Raw genomic sequence first — 1,735 nt, 5'->3', positions numbered from 1 at the left:
CGGAGTGGTGGAGCCGCCGGCCCAAGCGGTTAGTAGGTGAGTGATGGGGTGACGCAGGAAGGTAGTCCATCCCGGGCGGTGGTTGTCCCGGGGTAAGGGTGTAGGCCGGACGGTAGGCAAATCCGCCGTTCATTGAGGCTGAGACCTGATGCCGAGCCGATTGTGGTGAAGTGGATGATCCTATGCTGTCGAGAAAAGCCTCTAGCGAGTTTCATGGCGGCCCGTACCCTAAACCGACTCAGGTGGTCAGGTAGAGAATACCGAGGCGTTCGGGTGAACTATGGTTAAGGAACTCGGCAAAATGCCCCCGTAACTTCGGGAGAAGGGGGGCCACATCCGGTGATGAGCTTTGCGCTCTGAGCTGGGGGTGGCCGCAGAGACCAGCGAGAAGCGACTGTTTACTAAAAACACAGGTCCGTGCGAAGCCGTAAGGCGATGTATACGGACTGACGCCTGCCCGGTGCTGGAACGTTAAGGGGACCGGTTAGTCACTCTTCGGGGTGGCGAAGCTGAGAACTTAAGCGCCAGTAAACGGCGGTGGTAACTATAACCATCCTAAGGTAGCGAAATTCCTTGTCGGGTAAGTTCCGACCTGCACGAATGGCGTAACGACTTCTCGACTGTCTCAACCATAGGCCCGGTGAAATTGCACTACGAGTAAAGATGCTCGTTTCGCGCAGCAGGACGGAAAGACCCCGGGACCTTTACTACAGTTTGATATTGGTGTTCGGTTCGGCTTGTGTAGGATAGCTGGGAGACTGTGAAGCTCGGACGCCAGTTCGGGTGGAGTCGTCGTTGAAATACCAGTCTGGTCGTGCTGGATGTCTAACCTGGGTCCGTGATCCGGATCAGGGACAGTGTCTGATGGGTAGTTTAACTGGGGCGGTTGCCTCCTAAAGAGTAACGGAGGCGCCCAAAGGTTCCCTCAGCCTGGTTGGCAATCAGGTGTTGAGTGTAAGTGCACAAGGGAGCTTGACTGTGAGACCGACGGGTCGAGCAGGGACGAAAGTCGGGACTAGTGATCCGGCGGTGGCTTGTGGAAGCGCCGTCGCTCAACGGATAAAAGGTACCCCGGGGATAACAGGCTGATCTTCCCCAAGAGTCCATATCGACGGGATGGTTTGGCACCTCGATGTCGGCTCGTCGCATCCTGGGGCTGGAGTCGGTCCCAAGGGTTGGGCTGTTCGCCCATTAAAGCGGTACGCGAGCTGGGTTTAGAACGTCGTGAGACAGTTCGGTCCCTATCCGCTGTGCGCGTAGGAGTCTTGAGAAGGGCTGTCCCTAGTACGAGAGGACCGGGACGGACGAACCTCTGGTGTGCCAGTTGTTCTGCCAAGGGCATGGCTGGTTGGCTACGTTCGGGAGGGATAACCGCTGAAAGCATCTAAGCGGGAAGCCTGCTTCGAGATGAGGACTCCCACCTCCTAGAGAGGGTAAGGCTCCCAGTAGACGACTGGGTTGATAGGCCGGATATGGAAGCACGGTAACGTGTGGAGTTGACCGGTACTAATAGGCCGAGGGCTTGTCCTCAGTTGCTCGCGTCCACTGTGTTGGTTCTGAAACCACGAACAACCCCATGCCCGGTCACGGTGTGGTGCGGTTGAGTGTTTCATAGTGTTTCGGTGGTCATAGCGTAGGGGAAACGCCCGGTTACATTCCGAACCCGGAAGCTAAGCCTTACAGCGCCGATGGTACTGCAGGGGGGACCCTGTGGGAGAGTAGGACGCCGCCGAAC

At 57.3% G+C, this 1,735-nt stretch carries 2 rRNA genes (1 of these 2 cut by a window edge); both read left to right on the top strand.

From position 1 onward, the window contains the following. Positions 1-1,530, top strand: a 23S ribosomal RNA gene (locus ACF1DX_RS38975); it begins 1,669 nt to the left of the window's first position. Between the two features lie 88 nt (positions 1,531-1,618). Further along, positions 1,619-1,735, top strand: a 5S ribosomal RNA gene (gene rrf, locus ACF1DX_RS38970).

Origin of the sequence: Streptomyces sp. NPDC014676, assembly GCF_043084105.1 — a bacterium.
Lineage (GTDB): Bacteria > Actinomycetota > Actinomycetes > Streptomycetales > Streptomycetaceae > Streptomyces.
This window is presented reverse-complemented; position numbering and strand designations above follow the sequence as displayed.